The sequence below is a fragment of the Nocardioides scoriae genome, from assembly GCF_900104965.1.
Lineage (GTDB): Bacteria > Actinomycetota > Actinomycetes > Propionibacteriales > Nocardioidaceae > Marmoricola > Marmoricola scoriae.
The window spans coordinates 1,618,864-1,638,926 of the sequence record NZ_LT629757.1; the positions used below are offsets into that span (position 1 = coordinate 1,618,864).

The following is a 20,063-nucleotide window of genomic DNA, read 5'->3' on the forward strand; positions in this document are numbered from 1 at the left end:
CGGTAGAGCCGGACGTGGTCGGGTACAGCGCGAGCATGCCCACCGCCCTGCCCGCACCCCCTGCGACTGCCGTGATCCCGGCGCAGCAGGTCGGTGCCCCGACGAGGCCGGAGCCGTCGACCATCGTCGTCGCCTCGGTCCCTGCCGCCCACGTGTACGTGCGCCACCTCGCCCCGGAGTCCCGTCCCGACGGCGTGGTGCGCCTCGCCGACCCGGACCCCGACGACCCCACCCGGTCGACCCAGCAGCGCTGGTGGCCCCCGGTGATGCTCTCCCCGGAGTGGGTCGAGCAGGCCGAGTTCGACGTCCTGCACGTGCAGTTCGGCTTCGACGCCTGGGAGCCCGAGCGGCTCGAGGCGGTGTGCGACGCCGTCCACCGCACCGGACGGGCCCTGGTCCACACCGTCCACGACCTGCGCAACCCGCACCACACCGAGCGCTCGCTGCACGACGCGCAGCTCGCCGTGCTGCTGCGGCGCGCGGACGCCTCGATCACCCTCACCGAGGGCGCCGCCGACGAGGTGGAGCGCCGCTACGGCCGACGTCCCCTCGTGGTGCCGCACCCGCACGTGGTGGAGCTCGACGAGCTCGAGCGCCGTGCCGCCGCCCCGCAGCACGACGACGGCCGGTTCCGGGTGGGGCTGCACCTGAAGAGCCTGCGCGCCAGCCTCGACCCCGCCGCCGTGCTGCCGACGCTGGTGGAGGCGGTCGCCGCCCTGCCCGACGCCGTGCTGCGCGTCGACGGGCACCGCGACGTGCTCGAGGCCGGCGGCCCCCGCCACGACGCCGCGCTCGCGCAGCAGCTGGCGACGTACGCCGGGGAGGGCGCGCTGGAGCTCCACGTGCACGACTACTTCACCGACGCCGAGCTGTGGGACTACCTCGCCGACCTCGACCTGTCGGTGCTGCCCTACCGCTTCGGCACCCACTCGGGCTGGCTCGAGGCGTGCCGCGACCTCGGCACGGCCGTGGCGGCGCCGACCTGCGGGCACTACGCCGACCAGGGTCCGGTCCACTCCTTCCGGATGGACGAGGACCGCTTCGACGCCGACACCCTGCGCGCGGCCGTGCACGCCGCCCACGCGGCCGGCCCTGTCGCGCCGCTGCCCGTGGCCGTGCGCCGCTCCCAGCGGGCCGAGGTCGCCGCCGCCCACCGCCGCATCTACGAGCAGGCCCTGGAGGCGTGCCCGGGACGGCGGGGCGCCCGATGAGCCTGCACGTCTGCCTCGTCGCCTCCTCCCGCTTCCCCGTCGCCGAGCCGTTCATGGGCGGCCTGGAGGCCCACACCCACGCCCTGGCCACCGCCCTGCTGCGCCGAGGCCACCGCGTGAGCGTCTTCGCCGGCGCGGGCAGCGACCCGCGGCTCGACGTCACCGCGCTGGAGGTGGCCCGCTTCGACAGCAGTCCCGCCGCCCGCGCCGACGTCGGGAGCCGTCCGGAGCAGTGGATGCAGGAGCACCACGCCTACCTCGACCTCATGCTCGGGCTCGCCTCGGGCCGCCACGGGCACGTCGACGTGATCCACAACAACAGCCTGCACCACCTGCCCGTCGCGATGAGCCGCTCGCTGCCCGCGCCGGTGCTCACCACGCTGCACACCCCGCCCATCGCGTGGCTGGAGTCGGCGGCGGCGTTCGCCGCCCCCGACGCGCAGTTCGTGGCCGTCAGCGACCACCTGGCCGGCTCCTGGGGACACGTGGTCCGCGCGCAGACCATCCACAACGGCATCGACACCACGACCTGGCGCCCGGGCCCGGGCGGCGACCGCGCCGTGTGGTCGGGCCGCCTGGTGGCCGAGAAGGCACCCCACGAGGCCATCGACGCAGCCCGTCGGGCCGGCGTCCCGCTCGACCTCGCGGGCCCGGTCCACGACCCGGCGTACGTCGAGGCGCAGGTCCTGCCCCGGCTCGGCGACGACGTGCGCTACCTGGGCCACCTGGCGGCGGCCGAGCTGCGCGACCTGGTCGGCCGCGCCGCCGTGGCCGTCGTGACGCCCGACTGGGACGAGCCGTTCGGGCTGGTCGCGGCCGAGGCGCTGGCCTGCGGGACGCCCGTGGCGGCGTACGACCGGGGGGCGCTGCGCGAGATCCTCACCCCCGAGGTCGGCCGGCTCGCACCCGGCGGCGACGTCGAGCTGCTCGCCGAGGCGATCCGCGAGGCCCGCACCCTGAACCGGCACGCCGCGCGACGGCGGGCCGTGGACCACTTCGACGTCGAGGTCATGGTCGACCGCTACGAGCAGGCCTACCACCTGGCGGCCGGGCTCCCGGGGGCCGCGTGATCGGCTACTACGTCCACCACCAGGGCCGCGGCCACGTGCACCGCGCGCTCGCGGTGGCCCGGGCCCGTGCCCGGCAGGGCGGCACCACCACCGGCCTGTCGTCGGCGCCCCGGCCCGAGGGCTGGCCCGGCGCGTGGGTGCGGCTCCCGCTCGAGGACGTCACCGACCCCACCGCCGCGCTCGACCCGCGGGCCGGCGGCCAGCTGCACTGGGTGCCGCGCGGCGACGAGGGCCTGATGGCCCGCAGCCGCGCGCTGTCGGAGTGGCTGGCCTCCGCCCGGCCCCGGGCCGTGGTCGTCGACGTCTCGGTCGAGGTGGCGCTGCTCGTGCGGCTGCACGGCGTCCCGGTCGTGACCGTCGTGCAGCCCGGGCAGCGCGACGACGCCGCCCACCTGGCGGGCTACCGCGCCTCCTCCGCCCTGGTCGCGCCCTGGCCGGCCGACGCCGAGACCTTCGTCGCCGGCGGGTTCACGCCGCGCCTGCCGGTCGACGTGCGGTCCCGGATCCGGCCCGTGGGCGCCATCTCCCGACTGGCCGGCACCCCCGTGCCTGCCCCCGCGCCCGGCTCGGACGGGCGCCCCCGGGTGCTGGTGCTGCAGGGACGCGGGGGCGCCGCCCTCACCCCCCTCGACGAGCACCAGCTGGAGCAGCGGCTGCCGCACCTGGCCTGGACCGTCGTCGGCGGCCACGGCCGCTGGGTCGAGGACCCCACCGAGCTGGTGGCCGCCGCCGACGTCGTGGTGATGCAGGCCGGGCTGGGCTCGCTGGCCGACGTCGCCGCCGTGCGGCGCCCGGCCGTCCTGGTGGCCTCGCCCCGTCCGTTCGACGAGCAGCTGACCACCGCCCGGGTGCTCGCCGAGGGTGGCTGGCCGGTCGTGGTCGCCGGCAGCGGCGAGGAGGCCCTGGGCCGCGACGTCCTCGACCGGGCGCTGGCCCTCGACGGGGACCGCTGGGCCGGCTGGACCGACCCCGGCGCCGCCGACCACCTGCTGACCGTCGTCGACGCGGTCGCCCTGCCCGACCGACCGACCACGGCCCCCGCGGTGCCGCCGCAGCGGAGCGAGGTCGGGGTGTGAGCACCGCAGCGCAGGTCGCCGTCGTCACCGTGGTCCGGGGTCGCCACGAGCACCTCGTGCGCCAGCAGCGCTCGCTGTCGGCCGGCACCGTGCGCCCGGGCCGGTGGGTGGTCGTGGCCATGGACGACGAGGAGATCGAGCCGCTGCTGACCGCCGCGGCCGACGCGGTCGCCCTCGAGGTCGTCCCCCTGCCCTGCGACCCCGCCGCCCTGCCGCTGGCCGCGGCCCGCAACCTCGGCGCGGCGCGGGCGATCGCCGCCGGCGCCACCACCCTGGTGTTCCTCGACGTCGACTGCCTGGCCGGGCCCGAGCTGGTCGCGGCGTACGACGCGGCGGTGGTCGACGACCCCGACGTGGTGTGGTCCGGGCCGGTCACCTACCTGCCCGACGGCCTCGGCGAGGAGCAGCTGGCGCGGCCGTGGGAGCTCGACGCCCCGCACCCCGCCCGGTCGATGCCACCGCCGGGCCAGCACGTGCTCGGCGCCCCGCCGGAGCTGTTCTGGTCGCTGTCGTTCGCGCTGTCCGCCCGCGCCTGGGAGCGGGTCGGTGGCTTCTGCGAGGAGTACGTCGGCTACGGCGGCGAGGACACCGACTTCGGGTTCCTCGTGTGCGCCCGCGGGCTCGAGCACGGCTGGCTCGGCGGCGCCCGGGCCTACCACCAGCACCACCGCGTCGAGCGCCCGCCCGTGCGGCACCTCGACGACATCCTGCGCAACGGCGCGGTCTTCGCCCGGCGCTGGGGCTGGTGGCCGATGACCGGCTGGCTGGAGGAGATGCAGGCCCAGGGCCTGGTGGTGCGCGACGGCGACGGCTGGGCCCGCGCGCCCGCGTCGGGTGTCGGTCCCCCGCCGTAGGCTGTGGCCGTGACCCGCCGATGAGCAAGATGGACAACCTCCGCGCCATGCGCGAGGCCAAGTTCGACAAGAACGCCGCCCGCACCGGGACCGACGGGGCGGCTCCGCGCCGCTACGCCCGGCCGCCCGTCGCACCGCCCGTCGACGGGCCGGCCGCCGCCACCGCGGCCCCGGCCGCTGCGACCCCGTCCGCGGCGCCCGAGGGGGCCGCCGGCACCGAGGAGCTGTGCGGCCACAAGAACATGGGCGGGCGCTCCTGCACCCGCGAGAAGGGGCACGCCGCCAAGAGCCACCGCTACTCCTGAGGCACGATGGGCCGATGAGTGCTCCCACCCGTCCCCCGCTGGCCCTGACCGGCGTCACGGGCGCCCTCGGCGGCCGCGTCGCCCAGCTGCTCTCCGACGCCGGGGTGCCCACCCGGTTGCTGGCCCGCTCCCCCGAGCGCGCGCCCCGGCTGCCCGGCAGCGAGGTCGTCGGCTTCGCCGGCTACGCCGACCGCGCGTCGTGCACCGCCGCCCTCGAGGGCGTCGAGACGCTGCTGATGGTCTCGGGCTCGGAGAGCGCCGACCGGCTCGACCAGCACCGCGCCTTCGTCGACGCCGCGGCAGCAGCCGGGGTGCGCCACGTCGTCTACACGTCGTTCTACGGCGCCTCGCCCACCTGCACCTTCACCCTGGGCCGCGACCACTGGGCGACCGAGGAGCACCTGCGGGCCTCCGGGACGGCCACGACGTTCCTGCGCGACAACTTCTACCTCGACGTGCTGCCGCTGTTCGCCGGCGAGGAGGGCGTGCTCCGCGGCCCGGCCGGCGAGGGCCGGGTGGCCGCGGTCGCCCGGGAGGACTGCGCCGCGGTGGCGGCCGTGGTGCTGGCGGCCCCCGACGTGCACGCGGGGGCGGCGTACGACCTGACCGGTCCGGAGGCGCTCACGCTCGCCGAGGCGGCCGCCGCGATCGGCGAGGCGCAGGGCCGCGAGGTCCGCTACGAGGACGAGACGGTCGAGCAGGCCTACGCCTCGAGGCGGGCGTGGGACGCGCCGCAGTGGCAGTACGACGCGTGGGTCAGCACCTACACCGCCATCGCCGCGGGCGAGCTCGACACCGTCACCGACGACGTGCGGCGCCTGCTGGGCCGGCCGCCGCTCGACCTGGCGGCGGTGCTGCGCGCCGGCTGAGCCTCAGCCGCAGGAGCCCTGCTCGGCCGCATCCGCGGTGCAGTACGTCGTCGCCAGGTAGGGCGGCGTCACGATCCCCCCGGCCAGGGTCAGCATGCCGGGGGCACCGACCCGCGGCAGCGCGCCGCTCACGAGCTTCCGGTCCAGGACCTTCACCGCCGTCAGGGTCGAGGTCGCGGTCCAGGTCCGGCCGTCGCGCGTGGGGTTGGCGAGCCGGTAGGTCAGGTCAATCACCGGGCCGGCCGGGCTGGAGAGGCGCTCGGTCGCCAGACCGTCCTCGGTGATGGTCAGCACCCGGGTGGGGCCGGTGTAGCGGCCGACCAGGGCGTCGAAGGGCGGCTCGGAGCGGCTGACCTGCACCCGCTGCTCGACCTTCGGGGCCGCGTCGCGCAGCCGGGTGAGCTCGCTGTCGAGCAGGGCCCGGGTGGCCGGGGCCTCCACGAGCGGGGCCACCACGAGCCCGGGGGTGTCGAGCAGGTCGACCAGGGCGTCCTCGGCGAGGCACCCCGCCACCAGCGCCTCGGCGTCCTTGCCGAGCGCCCGGGTGCAGGAGCGCTGCGCCAGCACGGAGGCGAACAGCCGGTCGGCGCGCGGGCTGGCCACGCCGAAGGCGTCGAGCTGGGTGGCGATCGCGGTCGTCGCGGCGCGCAGGACCTGGACCGAGCGGCCGGCCTGGTCGTCGCGGGCCGTCAGCAGCAGGGAGGCGCCGGGGTCGAGGTCGGCGTCGAAGCGGGCGGTGCGGCCGGGCAGCAGCAGCGTGCCGGTGCCCTCGCCGACCGCTGCGGTCCACGCGGTCCAGGGGGTGCCGTCGCCGGTCGCGTTGCCGGTCACCCCGAGCGAGCCGGCGCCGGGGGCGCTGACGCGCACCGGGACGTCGCGGCGGTTGGTGACGCTGAGCACCCGGGAGTCACCGAGCTGGCCCAGGCACCAGAAGACGGTGCGGCGCTTCCACGAGCGGGCCTCGTAGCCGTCCTGGCGGGCGGCGGCGGCCGTGGTGCACTCCGGCTTGGTGACCGCGTCCTCGGGGTTGGCGGGGCGGTCGGCGGCCTCGGTGAACGCGTCGGCGAGCTGCTCGGCCGCGCTGGCACGGTCCATCGCCAGGATCCCGAAGCTGCCGAGCTCGCGGGTGATGAACTCCACGTGGCGGCGGTCGGTGTCGAGGCGACCGGAGACGAAGCGCCACGGGCCGTCCTCGCCGTCGCGGGCGGCGGCGACCACCGGCGTCCGCGCGGGCACGGCGTTGTCCAGGACGACCCGGACCAGCGCCGGCTGCGCGAGCTCGCCCTCGTGCTCGATCGGGTAGACCTGCGAGACGTAGTAGAGCCCGTCCCCGGGGGCGATCCCGGGCTCGGGGTCACCGACCGTCACCGAGGCGGGGTCCTCCGGGCCGATCACCTCGACCGGCTCGTCGGGCGTCACGGTGGGGCTCGGGCTGGTCGAGACGCGCGGCTCCGCGGCGGCCTGCGGCGTACCACCACCACCGCAGCCGGCGAGCGCCGAGAGCGCCAGCAGCACGCCGGCCCCCAGCGCGCACGCCGATCGTGCCGGTCGCGGTCCCGCAGTCGTCAGACCCATGTCGTCCCCACCACCGCTCGGCAGTGCCTTTCCGGATCAAGGTAGATCAACCAGGTCCGGATTGGGGCGGTTTCACCAGTTTCTGCTGGGCTCGGTGAGGCGGGTGGGACGACGACGCGCGGCACGCGACGAGCGCGTGCCGCGCGTCCGGGGCACCAGGTGGGCAGGTCAGGCCCCGATGGCGGTCCGCTCCTGGTCGCCCCCGTGGCTGACGTCGATCTTGCGAGGCCTGGCGCGCTCGGCGACCGGCACCAGCAGCCGCAGCACGCCATCGGCGTACGACGCCTCGATGCGGTCGAGGTCGAGGTTGTCCCCCAGCACGAGCTGGCGGCTGAACATCCCGCGGTTGCGTTCCGAGGCGAGCAGCTCCCAGTCGCCGTTGCGGCCCACCCGCTCGGCGCGCACGGTCAGCACGTTGCGCTCGACGTCGAGGTCGATGCTGTCCGGCGCCACGCCGGGCAGGTCGAACTCGATGACGAACTGGTCGCCCTGGCGCCACGCGTCCATCGGCATCACGGCCGGACGGGTGGCCGTCCCCAGCACCTGCTGGGCGAGGCGGTCGAGGTCACGGAACGGGTCAGTGGTGCGGAGCAACATCGCTTCCTCCTCGATGATCGCGGTCGGCGTCGCCGACCTGTAATGTCTGATACAGATTTTGTAGCGCGATCATCAGCATCGGTCAAGACCCGCGACGCCCGCACCCGAGGAGGTCCCCCGTGACGACCGCCCCACCACCCGCGCGAGGCGTGTTCGCGATCTCCGTCGCCGCTGAGATGGTCTCGATGCAGGTCCAGAACCTCCGCGTCTACGAGCGCCGCGGGCTGCTCCGACCCGACCGGACCGGGGGCGGCACCCGGCTCTACAGCCAGGACGACATCGACCGGCTGCACCGGATCCGCGAGCTGCTCGAGGCGGGGCTCAACCTCACCGGGATCGGCCACGTGCTGCGCCTGGAGTCCGAGAACGACGCCCTGCGGGCCGAGGTCCGTCGGTTGCGGAGGCACTGAGGCAGCCGGCTGCTCCCACGCCCGCCCTTGTCCCAGCGGTGTGGCGTCGGCCACAGTGACGGTCCCTGCCCCCGCCGTCCCCTCCCAGGAGGCCCCGTGCACCCCGGCACCCACGCCGCGACCACCCCCGACAAGCCCGCGCTGGTGATGGCCGACACCGGGGAGACGCTGACCTACCGCGAGCTCGAGGAGCGCTCGGTGCGGCTGGCCCACGTGCTGCGCGACGGCGACGGCGCCTCCGGAGGGAGCTTCACCGGCCTGCGGACCGGCGACAACGTGACGGTCCTGAGCGAGAACAGCCTGCGCCACCACGAGGTCTACTGGGCCGCGATGCGCAGCGGGCTCTACGTCACCGCGCTCAACTTCCACCTCTCGCTGGAGGAGCAGGTCTACATCGTGCGCGACTGCGGCGCCCGGGTGCTCGTCGTCAGCGCCGGCCAGCGCGAGCGCGCCCGGGCCATCGCCGAGCAGGTGCCGGGGATCGAGCTGCGGCTGGCCTTCGGGGGCGAGGTCGAGGGGTTCGACGACTACGAGGCGGCGCTCGCCGGCGCCAGCCCCGCGGCGTACGACGACCAGCCGGCCGGCGCCGACATGCTCTACTCCTCCGGCACGACCGGCCACCCCAAGGCCATCAAGCCGCCGCTGCCGCAGCGCCAGGTCACCGAGCCCGGCGACCTGATGCTGGCGGTGTTCGCGCCGATGTACGGCTTCGACGGCGACACCGTCTACCTCTCCCCCGCGCCGCTCTACCACGCGGCGCCGCTGCGCTTCGTCGGCATGGTGACCGCCACCGGCGGCACCGTGGTGGTGATGCCGAGCTTCGACCCGGAGACCGCGCTGCGGCTGGTGCAGGAGCACCGGGTGACCCACAGCCAGTGGGTGCCGACGATGTTCGTGCGGATGCTCAAGCTGCCCGAGCAGGTGCGGGCGGCGTACGACGTGTCGTCGCTGCGGGTGGCCATCCACGCCGCCGCGCCGTGCCCGGTCGAGGTCAAGCAGCGGATGATGGACTGGTGGGGCCCGATCCTGCACGAGTACTACGCCGCCACCGAGGCCGCCGGCGTCACCCTCGTCGGCCCCCAGGACTGGCTCGAGCGACCCGGCACCGTCGGCCGCGCCGGCCTGGGCATCGTGCGGGTCTGCGACGAGTCCTCCCCCGACGCCGAGGAGCTGCCGGTCGGCGAGACCGGCCTCATCTATTTCGAGCGCGAGCAGATGCCGTTCGTCTACCACAACGACCCGGACCGGACGCGGGCCGCGCAGCACCCCCACCACGACAACTGGGCCACCACCGGCGACATCGGCCGCGTCGACGAGGACGGCTTCGTCTACCTCACCGACCGCAAGGCGTTCATGATCATCTCGGGCGGGGCCAACATCTATCCCCAGGAGGTCGAGAACGTCCTCACCCTGCACCCGTCGGTCCTCGACGTGGCCGTGATCGGCGTCCCCGACGACGACATGGGCGAGGTGGTCAAGGCCGTCGTCCAGCCCGCCCCCGGCGCCACCCCCGGCCCCGCCCTCGAGGCCGAGCTGATCGCCTACGCCCGCGAGCGCATCGCCCACCTCAAGGCCCCCCGCAGCGTCGACTTCGTCGACTCCCTCCCCCGCACCCCCACCGGGAAGCTCGTCAAGCGGAAGCTGCGGGAGGCGTACGTCCGAGCGTGACGGGCGGGGCAGTTTCCCCGGTCGACCGGGGAAACTGCCCGCGAGAAGCCGCACATCGGTCATCGACGGGCAGCTTTGCCCGTCATGACCACCCGATTCGTCCCCGAGGAGCCCGCATGACCACCAGCACAGATCCCACCCCCGTCGACCTGCCGAGCGCCGGCGGCGTCACCGTCCAGGCGTACCGCTGGGACCCCGAGGGCGAGCCGACCGCCGTGGTGCGGCTGACGCACGGGATGGGCGAGCACGCGCTGCGCTACGGCCACCTCGCCGGTCAGCTCACCGCCCGCGGCTGGGTCGTCTACGCGCAGGACCACCGCGGCCACGGCGCCACCGCGCGGCGGGCCGGCACCGAGCCGGGAGTGATCGGCGCCGACGGCTGGACCGAGCTGGTCGAGGACGTCGGGCGGCTCGGAGCGCTGGCCCGCGATGCCCACCCCGGCCTGCCGCACGTGCTGCTGGGGCACTCGATGGGCTCCTTCGCCACCCAGCAGTTCCTGCTCGGGCACGCCGACGACGTCGACGCCGTGGTCCTCACCGGCACGGCCGCCATCGACCTGCTGGAGCCGGCGCTCGACCTCGACGCGCCGATCGACCTCTCGGCGTTCAACGCGCCCTTCGCGCCGGCCCGCACCGACTACGACTGGCTCAGCCGCGACGAGGCGCAGGTCGACGCGTACGTCGCGGACCCGCTGTGCGGCTTCGGCCTCGACGGCGCGGGCGGCAAGCAGATGTTCGTCGCCGCACGTCCGCTCGCCGACGCCGAGGTGCTCGACGCCCTCCCCGACGGCCTGCCGGTCCTGGTCGCGGTCGGCACCCACGACCCGGTCGGCGGCGACCTCGCCCTGGTCAACGCCCTGGTGTCGCGCTACACCGCCGCCGGGCTGGACGTCACCCTGCTGACGTACGACGGGGCGCGCCACGAGGTCTTCAACGAGACCAACCGCGACGAGGTCGAGGCCGACGTCGTGGGCTGGATCGCGTCCGTGGTCGCGCCCGGGCCGGCTGCTTGACGTCCTTTCCAGCTACTTGGCGGGTGTTGCAACACGCGCCAAGTAGCTGATTACCCGGACGTCCGGGTAATCAGCGCCCCGCTCACCCCAGCCCGAACCCGCAGTTGTGGAACACCAGTGGCGAGCCGGGGTCCTCGGGGGCGACGTCGTGGCCCACGCCGTGCAGCCGGAGCAGCACGAGGGTGTGGTCACCGGCCTCGACCTCGCGGTAGATCGAGCAGTCGAAGCGGGCCAGGCCGTCGTCGAGGGTGACAGCGCCCTGGTCGTTGACGCTCCAGGCCAGGTCGTCGAAGCGGTGCTCGACGGGGCCGGCGAGGCGGCGGCAGGCGTCCTCGTGGTGCTGGGCCAGGACCGAGAGGCCGAGGTGCTCGGCGCGGCGCAGCGTCGGCCAGGTGCGCGAGGTGTTGGCCACCGAGAACGACACCAGCGCGGGCTCGAGGCTGACCGAGGTGAAGGAGCTCGCGGCCAGGCCGGTCAGGGCGCCGTCGACCTGGGCGGCCACGGCGACGACGCCGCTGGGGAAGACGCCGAACGCCTGGCGCAGCCGCTCGGGGTCGAGGTCCTGGTTGGTGGCCAGCGGGGTGGCCAGTCGGGTGACGCTCATGCGGGGGCTCCTGGTGGGGTCGGGTGGGCGAGCAGGGCGGACACCCGCGGGCGGGCGGTCGCCAGCCACGCGTCGTACGCCGAGGCCTGGTCGTGCTCGTGGTCGAGGACGTAGAGCGCCCGGGTCGGCAGGCTCGCGCCGAGCTCGCTCAGCAGCGGCCGCAGGTGGACCTCGGGGGCCAGCGAGTGCGCGGGCGAGCCGCCGAGCATGAGCGGCACGGCCACGCCGCGCAGCCCCGTGCCGCCGGCGAAGCGGTCGAGGAAGAGCTTGAGCAGGCCGGTGTAGGTCGCCTTGTACGTCGGGCTCGCCACCACCACGAGGTCGGCCGCCCCCACCTGGTCGACCAGCTCGGAGACCTCCGTCGAGGACCAGTCGAGCAGCGCCGGCCCGACGGCGCCGAGGTCGACCACCAGGTCGGGCGCCGCGCCGGTCAGCTCCTCCACGACCCGGACCGCGGCGGCCAGGGTCCGCGACCCCGGCCGGGGGTTGCCGACCACGACCGCGGTGCGCGGGGGCGACGGGGAGGCGGTCATCAGGCCCGGCCCCCGAACGGCACCGAGGCCGTGTGGCCGCGCGGCGGCGCCGGGTGGGTCCAGCGCCCGCGCTCGGCCAGGATCGGCAGCACGCCCTCGCCGAACCAGTAGGCGCCCTCGAGGTGGGGGTAGCCCGAGAGCACGAACTCGTCGATGCCGAGGGCGGCGTACTCCTCGATCCGGTCGGCGACCTGCTCGTGGGAGCCGACGAGCGCGGTGCCGGCACCGCCGCGCACCAGCCCGACGCCGGCCCACACGTTGGGGTGGATCTCCAGGCCGTCCTTCGACCCGGCGTTGAGCTCCAGCATCCGGCGCTGACCCTCGGACTCGCTGCGCCGCAGGCCGTCCTGGACGCGCTGGATGGCGGCGGGGTCGATGGCCGCGAGCAGCCGGTCGGCCTCGGCCCACGCCTCCTCGGAGGTGTCGCGGGTGATGGTGTGCATCCGGATGCCGAAGCGGATCTCGCGGCCCTCGTCGGCCGCGAGCTTGCGGATCCACTCGACCTTCTCCCGCACCGCCTCCGGGGGCTCCCCCCAGGTCAGGTAGACGTCGGCGTGCTGGGCCGCGACCGCACCCGCGGCGGGCGAGGACCCGCCGAAGTAGATCTCGGGCAGCGGGTCGGGCACCTGGGCCAGCGTGGCGTCGTCGAGGCGCAGGTGCTCGCCCTCGAAGGTCACCGTCTCGCCGGTCCAGAGCCGGCGCACGACCTCGAGGAACTCCCCGCAGCGGGCGTAGCGCGCGTCCTTGTCGAGGTAGTCGCCGAACATCCGCTGCTCGTGGCTCTCGCCGCCGGTGACGACGTTGAGCAGCAGCCGCCCGCCGGTCCGGTTCTGGAAGGTGCCGGCCATCTGGGCGGCCAGGAACGGCGAGGTGAGGCCGGGCCGGAAGGCCACCAGGAACTTCAGCCGCTCCGAGACCTGGCTCAGCATCGCCGTCGAGAGCCAGGCGTCGTCGCACCAGGCACCGGTGGGCGTCAGGGCCGCCTCGAAGCCGACGTCCTCGGCCGCCCGGGCGACCTGGCCCAGGTAGGAGATCGACGCCGGCCGTCCCGCCGCGCCGGCGGCGACGCCGTGGCCGCCGCCGACGATGTGGCGGCCGTCCCCGCCGTTGGTGGGCAGGAACCAGTGGAACCGCAGCTGGTCGCTCACGCGGGTCACCCGACCCGCTCGAGCTCGGCGGCCTCGAGCTCGCGCACGATCGGGAGCACCTCGCGGCCGAAGTACTGGACGTCCTCGTGGTAGTGCAGGAACCCCAGCAGCATCAGGTCCGCCCCGACGCGCTTGTAGGCGAGCATCCGCTCGGCGACCTGCTCGGGGGTGCCGATCAGGCCGGTGCGGAAGCCGTCGTTGTACTGCACCAGGTCGGCGAACTCCGAGTCCTGCCACATGCCCTTCTTGTCCCCGGTCGACTGACCCGCCTGCTTGACCGCCGACCCGAACCCCTCGACCGCCTCCCGGTCGGCCTTGTCGACGATCTCGCGCAGCACGTCTCGGGCCTCCGCCTCGGTGTCGCGGGCCACCACGAAGCCGTTGACGCCGAAGCGCACGGAGCGGCCGTGGACCTGGGCGACGTCGCTGACGTCGCGGACCTGCTCGGCGATGCCCTCGGGGGTGTTGCCGTTCATGAAGTACCAGTCGGCGACGCGTCCGCCCATGCCGCGGGCGTCGGTGGAGTTGCCGCCCATGAAGATCTCGGGGTGCGCCCGGCCCGGCACGTCGACCGGCTTGGGCTTGAGGTCGAAGTCGTGCAGCCGGTAGAAGTCGCCGGACAGCTCGGCGTGCTCCGAGGTCCAGATCTCGCGCAGGTAGCGGATGAACTCCTCGGAGCGGCGGTAGCGCTCGCCGTGCTCGAGCCAGGGCTCCCCCAGCTGGGTGAACTCCCCCTTGAACCACCCGGACACGACGTTGACCGCCATCCGGCCACCCGTCATCTGGTCGGCGCTGGCCACGAACTTGGCCAGCACCCCCGGCTGCCACAGCCCCGGGTGCACCGCGGCGATCACCTTGAGGCGCTCGGTGGCCAGGGCGAGCGCCAGGCTGATGCTGGTCGACTCGTGCTGGTACGCCGCGCCGTACGACGCCATGTAGCGCACCTGCGACAGGGCGTACTCGAAGCCGTTGTCCTCGGCCAGCTGCGCCAGCGTCTTGTTGTAGTCGTAGCTCCAGTCGGTGCGCTGCTCGATGGTGCTCACGACCAGGCCGCCCGAGACGTTGGGGACCCAGTAGGCGAACTTCAGCGGGGCGTGGGGGTCGTGGGCCCCCGTCGTGGCGTGGTTGGTGCTCTCGACGGTCATGCGTCCTCCTGAGTGGGGTATGTCGATAAGATTGCTCGACTAAAGGGCCGGATGCAAGGCGGGACGGGCCACCGGGCGGCAGGTTCGTGCGGCCGGGTGCCAGGCCCCACCTGTCACGGGGCACGAGGTGGGCGTAGGCTCAAACCTGCTCATCTCGCTCAACATACTCGTCTTCTGTCAGGAGGCCCGGGTGCGTCTCGAACAGCTGGAGTTCATCGCCGCCGTCGTGGAGCACGGCTCGCTGCGGCGCGCGAGCGAGGAGCTGCACCTCTCGCAGCCGGCGCTGAGCGAGGCCGTCGGCAAGCTCGAGCGCGAGCTCGGCGTGACCCTGCTGGACCGGCGCCGCTCCGGGTCGCGGATCAGCCACGAGGGCCGCGAGCTGCTCGGCGCGATGACCGAGGTGCTGGACGCGGCCGAGCGGCTGCGCGCTGCTGCCGGCGAGCGCGCCGGGGCGACCCGGGTGATCCGCGTCGGGACCGTCGACGCCGGCACCTGCTCGGTGCTGGTGCCGGCGGTGCGGGAGTTCCGGGTCGACCGGCCGCAGACCGGCGTCGAGGTCGCCGACCTGCAGCAGGCGCCCATCCACCGCGGCCTGGTCGAGGGCTCGCTGCACCTCGGCCTGGTCAACCTGCTGCCCGGCGACGACACCCCGCCCGAGCTCGACGCGACCGTGCTCGTCCACGGCCGCCCGGTCGTCGTGCTGCCCGCCGCCCACCCCCTCGCGCGGGCCGGGGAGGTCCGGGTCGAGCAGCTGCGGGCCGAGCCCTTCGTCTCGATGCGGGCGGGCTACCTGATGCACCGCTTCGCGCACCGGCTCTTCGAGGGGCGGCCACCGCGGACGACGTACGCCACGGACGGCGCGACGACCGGCAAGGTGATGGTGGCCGAGGGGCTGGGGCTGACGGTGCTGCCCGACTACAGCGTCGCGCAGGACCCGCTGGAGCGCGCGGGCGTGATCGTGCACCGCCCGATCGCCGGCGACCGCACCACGGTGAGCCTGGTGCTGCTCGCCCACCGCGAGGCGCAGGTGCCCGCCGCGGTCAGGGCGCTGGCGCGGATCCTGGTCGGGCGCGGACGGACCTACCGCGAGACGGCGACCTCGACCTTGTCGGGGTAGAAGGCGAGGTGGCCCCGGATCTCGGCCACCGCGTCGTACGGCTGCTCGTAGGTCCAGGCCGCGTCGGCGACCGTGCCGGTCGGCAGGCTCAGCGACCAGTACGCCGCGTCGCCCTTGTAGGGGCAGTAGGTCGAGGTGTCGCTGCGCACCAGCAGCGCCGGGTCGACGGAGGCGTGCGGCAGGTAGAGGACCGGCGGGTACGACGCCTCCTGCAGCGTCAGCGCCGCCGTCGTGTCGGCCACGACGGTGTCGCCCACGGTGACGCGCACGCGCCCCTCGGTCGGCGTGACGGTGATCGGGTGGGACGCGTCGGGGACCAGCTGGGTGCGGCTCATGACGTCCACAACGACGGGCCGCCGTTGCCTATGCCCGACCGGTCGGCGACCCTGGGCCCATGACGACCCTCGACTCCCCCCGCGACCTCGCCGGCCCGCCCGCCCCCGAGGACCCGGCCGCGCTGGTGGCGCGGCTGCGGGCGGCGTACACCTCGGGGCGCACGCGTCCGCTCGCCTGGCGCCACGCCCAGCTCGCCGCGCTCAAGCGGATGCTGCTCGAGCGCGAGGAGGAGTTCACCGCGGCCGTCGTCGAGGACCTCGGCCGACCGCCGTTCGAGGCGTGGGTCGCCGACATCCGCGCGACCGTCCGCGAGATCGAGGACCTGCAGAAGCACCTGGAGGCCTGGGTCGCCCCGCGCCGCCAGAAGGTCGCGGCGCTGTTCAGGCCCGGCAAGGCCTCGATCGTGGTGGAGCCGCTGGGCGTGGCCCTGGTGATCGGGCCGTGGAACTACCCGGTGCAGCTGCTCGCCTGCCCCCTGGCCGCCGCGCTGGGCGCCGGCAACGCCGTGCTGCTCAAGCCCTCCGAGGTCGCCCCGGCCACCTCGCGCGCCTTCGCCCGGTGGGTGCCGGAGTACCTCGACCCCGCTGCGGTCGCCGTCGTCGAGGGCGGCGTGCCCGAGACCACGGCCCTGCTCGAGCAGCGCTTCGACCACGTCTTCTACACCGGCAACGGCGCCGTGGGGCGCATCGTCGCGACCGCCGCCGCCCGGCACCTCACCCCGGTCACCCTCGAGCTCGGCGGCAAGTCGCCGGTGATCGTGGCGAAGGACGCCAACCTGCAGCAGGCCGCCAGCCGGATCGCGTTCTCGCGCTTCCTCAACTCCGGCCAGACCTGCGTGGCCTCCGACCACGTCTACGTGCACCGCGACGTCGAGGAGGAGCTGCTCTCGCTGCTCGCGGCCGAGGTGCGCAAGCGCTACGGCTCCGACCCGCGGACCTCCGGCGACTTCGGCCGGATGGTCAACCGCCACCACACCGAGCGGGTCAAGCGCCTGCTCGACGCCGGCGGCTTCGAGGTGGTCGTCGGTGGCGAGGTCGACGTGGAACAGCGCTACGTCGCCCCGACCGTGGTGCGCCACGTCGCGGGCGACGCCGCCCTCATGGGCGAGGAGATCTTCGGCCCCGTCCTGCCCGTGCTCGCCTTCGACGACCTCACCGAGGTCACCGACGCGATCACGGCCGGCGACAAGCCGCTCGCCCTCTACGTCTTCACCGCCTCCCAGGAGACGGTCGACCAGGTCGTGGCCACCACGTCCTCCGGCGGCGTCTGCGTCAACGACGCCCTCACCCACCTGCTCGTCTCGACGCTGCCCTTCGGCGGTGTCGGCGAGTCCGGCCACGGCAGCTACCACGGCCGCTGGGGCATCGAGACCTTCAGCCACCACCGCGCCGTCTACCAGCGACCCTCGTGGCTCAAGGACCTCCCGCTGCTCAACCCGCCCTACGGCCGCCTCAAGCAGCGCACCGCGCGCCGGCTGTTCTGAGGGCCGGCCGCGTCGGCCTCGCCGCTGTGGGCCGTCACCCGCGCGGCTCCTCCCGGAGGCGGGGCGGGGTGAAGTCGTCGGGGTGGATGCCGGTCTTGTCGGCGTAGAACTCCCGGACGCGGTCCATGTCGGCGCGGACGTCGGCGCTCGCGGGGAAGGTGGGACCCCAGCCGACCGTGCGCGACGGGGCGTCGAGGAAGGCCAGGGTGATGGGCAGGCCGGTCTGGCGGGCGATGCGGTGGAAGCCGGACTTCCAGTGCTCCCCCCGGCTCCGGGTGCCCTCGGCGGCCAGGCCGATGACGAACGGCTCGTCGCCCTCGGCCTCGGCGAGCAGGGCGCGGATGGTGTCGCCCGGGTGGTCGCGGTCGAGCGCGATGGCGCCGGTGGCCCGCAGGACCGGCGCGAGCGGGCCGCGGAACAGCTCGCGCTTGACCAGCAGCCGGATCGTGATGCCGTAGTCCCACGCCAGCAGCAGGGTCAGCACCCAGTCCCAGTTGGACGTGTGCGGGGCGCCGACCAGGACGCCGCGCTGCGGGACCGTGCCCGTCGTGCGCCACCGGGCGGCGCGCAGCACGAGGCGGGCGATCGAGCGGCGTACGGCGACGGCGGCGGTGGGGCGGGTCACGGCGCGACCGTACAGCGGGACGGCGCCCGACCGGCGGCCCCCTACGATGAGTCGCTGGGGCAGACGCACCGACCCGGAAGGCACACGTGATCGCAGGCAGGTACTCCCGCGACCGAGAGATCGGCCGCGGCGGCTCGGGCGTCGTGTGGCTCGGCCGCGACGAGCTCCTCGGGCGCCAGGTGGCGCTCAAGCGGATCGGCCTGCTCCCCGGCGCCGACGTCACCGACCTGGCGCGCGCCGAGCGCGAGGCCCGGCTCAGCGCGCGGCTCGCCCACCGCCACGTGGTGTCGGTCTTCGACGTCGTCGTCGACCCGGAGACGCAGGACCGCTGGCTGGTCATGGAGTACGTCGACGGCCTCACCCTCGGCGAGGTCGTGCGCCGCCAGGGCCCGCTCTCCCCCGACGAGGCCGCCCCGCTGCTGCTCCAGGCCGCCGACGCACTGGCCGCCGCCCACGAGGTCGGCATCACCCACCGCGACGTGAAGCCGTCCAACATCCTGGTCGACCGGTCCTGGCAGGTCCGGCTGACCGACTTCGGGATCGCCCGGATCACCAGCGACCCGGCCCTGACCCAGACCGGCATGGTCACCGGCAGCCCGGCGTACCTCGCCCCCGAGATCGCCACCGGCGGCCGCGGCGACCAGTCCGGCGACGTGTGGTCGCTCGGCGCGACGGCGTACTACCTGCTGGCCGGGCGGACGCCGTACGACATGGGCGAGAACGTGCTCGCCGGGCTCTACCGCATGGTCCACGAGGAGCCGCCCCGCCTCGACGACGCCGGCTGGCTGGCGCCGCTGCTCGAGGGCACCATGGTCCGCGACCCCGAGCAGCGCTGGACGATGGCGCAGGTCCGCGACTTCCTCGCCGACCCGCAGCACCGCGCCCCCGCGGTGGCGAGCGCCCCGTCGAGCGCCGCCGCCTCGGAGGCGCCGACCACGCTGCTGCAGCGCCCCGCGGGCCGTCCCGCCCACCGCACCTCCCGGCGCCGGCCGCTGGCGCTGCTGCTCGGCGTCGCCGCGGCGGTGCTGCTCGTCGTCGGCCTGGTGGCCTGGGTCGCGACCCGCGGCGGGTCCGACGGCGGGTCCGACGGCGGGGCCGCCTCCGGCGAACCGTCGGCGAGCGGGTCCGCCGGCGCGTCGGGCAGCCCCTCCGCGAGCGCGTCGGCCAGCCCGTCGGCCAGCCCCTCGGCCACCCCGTCGACGGCTGCTCCCACGGCGGCCGGCATGGAGGCCTTCATCCGCGACTACGTGCGTGCCACCGGCGAGGACCCCGCCCGGTCGTGGCAGATGCTGACGCCGAAGTTCCAGCGCGAGAGCGGCGGCTTCGACACCTACCGCTCGTTCTGGGACGCGGCGACCAACGGGCGGGTGCTGAGCATCCAGGCCAACCCGGAGGACCTCAGCGTCAGCTACCAGGTGCGCTTCGACGACTTCGACAACGGCCCCGGGCCCACCGTGCTGGACCTGGCGTACGACGACGGCACCTACCGCATCGACGGCGAGCGCACCCAGGGGTTCACGCCCGCGGGGTGACCTTCCCGGGTGACCAGAAGTTAGGCTAGCCTTACCTCACTAGTCCCTGCTGGCCGTCCCCCGGAGCCGTGATGACCCGATCGTCCGTGCACGCCACCCGCGTGCCGCCGCGCCCCGCCCCCGCCGACCGGGCCCGCACCCTGCTGTGCAGCGCCAGCCAGCTGCGGCTGTGCGTCGGCGACCGCGGCGAGGAGGTGCCGCGCCACGTCGTCGACACCGACGGGTCGCTGCTGTTCCTGGCCCCCCTCGACTCCCCCGCCGCCGTGCTGCGGGTCGCGCCGCGGCTGCCCTCCCCGCTGGTCTCGGCGGTCGCCGTCGACGTGGCGAGCGTGCCGCAGGCCGACCGGGTGCGCGGTCGGGTCCGCCTCACCGGCCGGCTCGAGCGGGCCGACGGGTCGGTGCCGGAGCCCGCGCGGACCTACCTGGTGGGCCCCGACCCGCAGGCGGCCGAGGCCGCGATGCCGCTGCTGCGGCTGCGCCCCGAGCGGGTGGCCCTGGCCTGGTGGTGCGAGGACGGGCTGGACGCGGCCGGGCGAGCCGGCGCGCCGGTGCGCGACGTGCCGCTGGCGGAGTACGTCGCCGCCTCGCCCGACCCGCTGGTCCAGCTCGAGTCCGCCTGGCTGCCACACCTGGCCCGCGACCACCACGACGAGGCACGGGCGCTGGCCGCGCACGCGATGGGCGGGCTGGCCGACGCCGTCGACGTGCGCCCACTCGCGCTGGACCGCCACGGCGTGGTGCTGCGGCTCTACCTGCACGGCCGGGCCCACGACGTGCGGGTGGGCTTCGACCGGCCCGTCACCTGCGGCTGCGACCTGCACGACGCCGTGACCGCGCTGGTGCGCCGGGCGGTCCCCGGGCACCGCGGCCTGTCCTGCTGACCGGGCCCGAT

21 protein-coding genes are annotated in these 20,063 nt (G+C 75.1%); 13 read left to right on the forward strand and 8 right to left on the reverse strand.

The window, feature by feature from the left end; all coding sequences use genetic code 11:
* Positions 1–35 precede the first annotated feature (35 nt).
* Genes BLU55_RS07710 through BLU55_RS07735 form a run of 6 tightly spaced genes read left to right on the forward strand, consistent with a single transcriptional unit; the run spans position 36 to position 5,385 of the window.
* Positions 36–1,211, forward strand: a complete 1,176-nt coding sequence (locus BLU55_RS07710) for a glycosyltransferase (RefSeq protein ID WP_091733601.1) — start codon at positions 36–38, stop codon at positions 1,209–1,211.
* Complete coding sequence (locus BLU55_RS07715; RefSeq protein WP_091733603.1) at positions 1,208–2,281, forward strand: glycosyltransferase; 1,074 nt, start codon at positions 1,208–1,210, stop codon at positions 2,279–2,281. Before BLU55_RS07710 ends, BLU55_RS07715 begins: the two co-directional genes overlap by 4 nt.
* Positions 2,278–3,357, forward strand: coding sequence for a glycosyltransferase family 28 protein (locus BLU55_RS07720; RefSeq protein ID WP_091728012.1), 1,080 nt, complete (start codon positions 2,278–2,280; stop codon positions 3,355–3,357). The genes BLU55_RS07715 and BLU55_RS07720 overlap by 4 nt, the downstream gene beginning before the upstream one ends.
* Positions 3,354–4,211, forward strand: a complete 858-nt coding sequence (locus BLU55_RS07725) for a glycosyltransferase family 2 protein (RefSeq protein ID WP_091728016.1) — start codon at positions 3,354–3,356, stop codon at positions 4,209–4,211. The genes BLU55_RS07720 and BLU55_RS07725 overlap by 4 nt, the downstream gene beginning before the upstream one ends.
* A gap of 20 nt (positions 4,212–4,231) precedes the next feature.
* Positions 4,232–4,516: a hypothetical protein gene (locus tag BLU55_RS07730; protein ID WP_091728019.1), complete on the forward strand. Its 285-nt coding sequence runs from the start codon at positions 4,232–4,234 to the stop codon at positions 4,514–4,516.
* A gap of 14 nt (positions 4,517–4,530) precedes the next feature.
* Positions 4,531–5,385 carry an SDR family oxidoreductase gene (locus BLU55_RS07735; protein WP_091728022.1) on the forward strand — a complete coding sequence of 285 codons (855 nt, stop codon included), beginning with the start codon at positions 4,531–4,533 and terminating at the stop codon, positions 5,383–5,385.
* Positions 5,386–5,388: 3 nt separating this feature from the next.
* On the opposite strand, the gene BLU55_RS07740 is transcribed toward BLU55_RS07735, so the two are convergent.
* Positions 5,389–6,960 carry a hypothetical protein gene (locus BLU55_RS07740; protein WP_157682786.1) on the reverse strand — a complete coding sequence of 524 codons (1,572 nt, stop codon included), beginning with the start codon at positions 6,958–6,960 and terminating at the stop codon, positions 5,389–5,391.
* 168 nt (positions 6,961–7,128) lie between these two features.
* Entirely contained in the window at positions 7,129–7,557 is a 429-nt protein-coding gene (locus BLU55_RS07745; RefSeq protein ID WP_091728065.1) for an Hsp20/alpha crystallin family protein, read from the reverse strand.
* 119 nt (positions 7,558–7,676) lie between these two features.
* Here BLU55_RS07745 and BLU55_RS07750 point away from each other — a divergent pair, with 119 nt between their 5' ends.
* From BLU55_RS07750 to BLU55_RS07760, 3 genes are all read left to right on the forward strand, one after another.
* Positions 7,677–7,967, forward strand: coding sequence for a MerR family transcriptional regulator (locus tag BLU55_RS07750; RefSeq protein WP_231917106.1), 291 nt, complete (start codon positions 7,677–7,679; stop codon positions 7,965–7,967).
* A 96-nt stretch (positions 7,968–8,063) separates the two neighbouring features.
* Positions 8,064–9,635: an acyl-CoA synthetase gene (locus BLU55_RS07755; RefSeq protein ID WP_091728068.1), complete on the forward strand. Its 1,572-nt coding sequence runs from the start codon at positions 8,064–8,066 to the stop codon at positions 9,633–9,635.
* A gap of 116 nt (positions 9,636–9,751) precedes the next feature.
* Entirely contained in the window at positions 9,752–10,648 is an 897-nt protein-coding gene (locus BLU55_RS07760) for an alpha/beta fold hydrolase (protein WP_091728071.1), read from the forward strand.
* 82 nt (positions 10,649–10,730) lie between these two features.
* On the opposite strand, the gene BLU55_RS07765 is transcribed toward BLU55_RS07760, so the two are convergent.
* The 4 genes from BLU55_RS07765 to sfnG are packed head-to-tail and all read right to left on the reverse strand — an operon-like array spanning position 10,731 to position 14,078.
* A complete protein-coding gene (locus BLU55_RS07765) occupies positions 10,731–11,252 on the reverse strand; it encodes a flavin reductase family protein (RefSeq protein WP_091728074.1) in 522 nt (173 codons plus the stop codon).
* Positions 11,249–11,785, reverse strand: a complete 537-nt coding sequence (locus BLU55_RS07770; RefSeq protein WP_091728077.1) for an NADPH-dependent FMN reductase — start codon at positions 11,783–11,785, stop codon at positions 11,249–11,251. The genes BLU55_RS07765 and BLU55_RS07770 overlap by 4 nt, the downstream gene beginning before the upstream one ends.
* A complete protein-coding gene (locus BLU55_RS07775; protein WP_231917107.1) occupies positions 11,785–12,933 on the reverse strand; it encodes an LLM class flavin-dependent oxidoreductase in 1,149 nt (382 codons plus the stop codon). Before BLU55_RS07775 ends, BLU55_RS07770 begins: the two co-directional genes overlap by 1 nt.
* Before the next feature lie 5 nt (positions 12,934–12,938).
* Complete coding sequence (gene sfnG, locus BLU55_RS07780) at positions 12,939–14,078, reverse strand: dimethylsulfone monooxygenase SfnG (protein ID WP_091728079.1); 1,140 nt, start codon at positions 14,076–14,078, stop codon at positions 12,939–12,941.
* Between the two features lie 190 nt (positions 14,079–14,268).
* Here sfnG and BLU55_RS07785 point away from each other — a divergent pair, with 190 nt between their 5' ends.
* A complete protein-coding gene (locus BLU55_RS07785) occupies positions 14,269–15,195 on the forward strand; it encodes a LysR family transcriptional regulator (RefSeq protein ID WP_091728082.1) in 927 nt (308 codons plus the stop codon).
* Here the strand turns inward: BLU55_RS07785 and BLU55_RS07790 are convergent.
* A complete protein-coding gene (locus BLU55_RS07790; RefSeq protein WP_091728084.1) occupies positions 15,159–15,530 on the reverse strand; it encodes a DUF427 domain-containing protein in 372 nt (123 codons plus the stop codon). The genes BLU55_RS07785 and BLU55_RS07790 overlap by 37 nt on opposite strands.
* 59 nt (positions 15,531–15,589) lie before the next feature.
* Here BLU55_RS07790 and BLU55_RS07795 point away from each other — a divergent pair, with 59 nt between their 5' ends.
* Positions 15,590–17,014, forward strand: coding sequence for an aldehyde dehydrogenase family protein (locus tag BLU55_RS07795; RefSeq protein WP_091728087.1), 1,425 nt, complete (start codon positions 15,590–15,592; stop codon positions 17,012–17,014).
* Positions 17,015–17,048: 34 nt separating this feature from the next.
* On the opposite strand, the gene BLU55_RS07800 is transcribed toward BLU55_RS07795, so the two are convergent.
* Positions 17,049–17,639, reverse strand: a complete 591-nt coding sequence (locus BLU55_RS07800; RefSeq protein WP_091728090.1) for a 1-acyl-sn-glycerol-3-phosphate acyltransferase — start codon at positions 17,637–17,639, stop codon at positions 17,049–17,051.
* An 86-nt stretch (positions 17,640–17,725) separates the two neighbouring features.
* Here BLU55_RS07800 and BLU55_RS07805 point away from each other — a divergent pair, with 86 nt between their 5' ends.
* Both BLU55_RS07805 and BLU55_RS07810 read left to right on the forward strand, forming a co-directional pair.
* Positions 17,726–19,171: a serine/threonine-protein kinase gene (locus tag BLU55_RS07805; protein ID WP_091728092.1), complete on the forward strand. Its 1,446-nt coding sequence runs from the start codon at positions 17,726–17,728 to the stop codon at positions 19,169–19,171.
* Positions 19,172–19,242: 71 nt separating this feature from the next.
* Positions 19,243–20,052 carry a DUF2470 domain-containing protein gene (locus tag BLU55_RS07810; protein ID WP_091728096.1) on the forward strand — a complete coding sequence of 270 codons (810 nt, stop codon included), beginning with the start codon at positions 19,243–19,245 and terminating at the stop codon, positions 20,050–20,052.
* Positions 20,053–20,063: the final 11 nt, after the last annotated feature.

Coding starts and splice junctions, on each gene's coding strand:
- BLU55_RS07745 (WP_091728065.1), bottom strand. CDS start 7,557: ATGTTGCTCCGCACCACTGACCCGTTCCGTGACCTCGACCGCCTCGCC.
- BLU55_RS07770 (WP_091728077.1), bottom strand. CDS start 11,785: ATGACCGCCTCCCCGTCGCCCCCGCGCACCGCGGTCGTGGTCGGCAAC.
- BLU55_RS07790 (WP_091728084.1), bottom strand. CDS start 15,530: ATGAGCCGCACCCAGCTGGTCCCCGACGCGTCCCACCCGATCACCGTC.
- BLU55_RS07765 (WP_091728074.1), bottom strand. CDS start 11,252: ATGAGCGTCACCCGACTGGCCACCCCGCTGGCCACCAACCAGGACCTC.
- BLU55_RS07730 (WP_091728019.1), top strand. CDS start 4,232: ATGAGCAAGATGGACAACCTCCGCGCCATGCGCGAGGCCAAGTTCGAC.
- BLU55_RS07760 (WP_091728071.1), top strand. CDS start 9,752: ATGACCACCAGCACAGATCCCACCCCCGTCGACCTGCCGAGCGCCGGC.
- BLU55_RS07735 (WP_091728022.1), top strand. CDS start 4,531: ATGAGTGCTCCCACCCGTCCCCCGCTGGCCCTGACCGGCGTCACGGGC.
- BLU55_RS07795 (WP_091728087.1), top strand. CDS start 15,590: ATGACGACCCTCGACTCCCCCCGCGACCTCGCCGGCCCGCCCGCCCCC.
- sfnG (WP_091728079.1), bottom strand. CDS start 14,078: ATGACCGTCGAGAGCACCAACCACGCCACGACGGGGGCCCACGACCCC.
- BLU55_RS07710 (WP_091733601.1), top strand. CDS start 36: ATGCCCACCGCCCTGCCCGCACCCCCTGCGACTGCCGTGATCCCGGCG.
- BLU55_RS07740 (WP_157682786.1), bottom strand. CDS start 6,960: ATGGGTCTGACGACTGCGGGACCGCGACCGGCACGATCGGCGTGCGCG.
- BLU55_RS07810 (WP_091728096.1), top strand. CDS start 19,243: ATGACCCGATCGTCCGTGCACGCCACCCGCGTGCCGCCGCGCCCCGCC.
- BLU55_RS07715 (WP_091733603.1), top strand. CDS start 1,208: ATGAGCCTGCACGTCTGCCTCGTCGCCTCCTCCCGCTTCCCCGTCGCC.